Origin of the sequence: Streptomyces sp. NPDC002619 (assembly GCF_042889305.1) — a bacterium.
Classification (GTDB): Bacteria; Actinomycetota; Actinomycetes; order Streptomycetales; family Streptomycetaceae; genus Streptomyces.
This window is the reverse complement of the sequence record NZ_JBIAQV010000163.1, coordinates 1-1,166: the sequence shown is the minus strand read 5'-3', so window position 1 is coordinate 1,166 and position 1,166 is coordinate 1. Positions and strand designations below refer to the sequence as shown.

1 pseudogene is annotated in these 1,166 nt (G+C 64.8%); it reads right to left on the bottom strand.

Going from position 1 to position 1,166, the window contains the following annotated elements:
- Positions 1 to 97: 97 nt before the first annotated feature.
- Positions 98 to 931 (bottom strand): annotated as a pseudogene (locus ACFYXB_RS46010) (IS256 family transposase); the annotation flags it as partial.
- Positions 932 to 1,166: the final 235 nt, after the last annotated feature.

The following is a 1,166-nucleotide window of genomic DNA, read 5'->3' as shown; positions in this document are numbered from 1 at the left end:
CAACCTCGCCAAGCGCATAACGGACGAGACCACACCCACCTGGCGAGGCACCTACTAGGGCATACAGGGCAATCTACCTAAATCAAATGCCCTCTCAGAGGCGGACGATCGCCGGGTACTTCTTCCCCCAGACCTCGGCGAACTCCAGGAACCGTGTCGTGGCCGCGTCCTCGCTCGGCGCGGTGTAGACCGGCTTGAGCGCCTTCGCGATCTTGTCCCAGTCCTGACGGGCGGCGTAGCGGAACGACGCCCGCCGAAGGTGAACGACACATGTGTGCACAACGGTACGGGGCCAGACCTCGCCGACCGCGTCCGGCAGCCCCTTCAGCCCGTCGCATACGAGCATGAGGACATCTTCAACTCCGCGGTTCCCCAGTTCCGACAGCACCCGCAACCAGTGCCTCGCGCCTTCTCCGCCGTCACCGGCCCACAGTCCGAGAATGTCGCGGTGGCCTTCGGCGGTGACCGCCAACGCCACATAGATCGGCCTGTTCGCTACTTGGCCATCGCGAATCTTGACGTTGACAGCGTCCATGAAGACAACCGGGTAGACGCGGTCGAGCGGCCGGTTGGCCCACTCGGCCATGCCGTCCATCACTTTGTCGGTGATCGTGGTGATGGTCGTCATGGACACGTTCGCGCCGTAGACCTCGGCCAGGTGCGCGGAGATCTCGCCGTGCGTGAGGCCCTTCGCGGACAGCGAGAGGACCATCTCGTCGACGCCGGTCAGCCGACGCTGCCGCTTCTTGACGATGGCCGGCTCGAAGGAGCCCTCCCGGTCACGGGGGACGTCGATCCCGACCGGGCCGATGTCCGTCAGCACGGTCTTCGCACGGGTGCCGTTACGGGAGTTGCCGCCGTCCTTGCCCGCCGTGTCGTGCTTGTCATAGCCGAGATGGTCGGTGATCTCGCCCTCCAGGGCGGACTCCAGCGAGCCACCGAGGGTCGCCGGCCGAGCAGGTCGTCGTCCAGCCGGTACAGCTGGCTGCTCCCGATGTTCAGCGAGAGGTTCGCGACATCGACCTGCGCAAGTCCCGGAGCCTGCCGCGAACATCGGCTTCCGCCGTCGGAGAGGGGTTCGAACTGCTCCATTATTCATCAGTGAGTATCAGCCTTTCTCAGCGTGTATCGTGATCTCGTGAAGCTTTCCGAGTGGGCGGCACGCA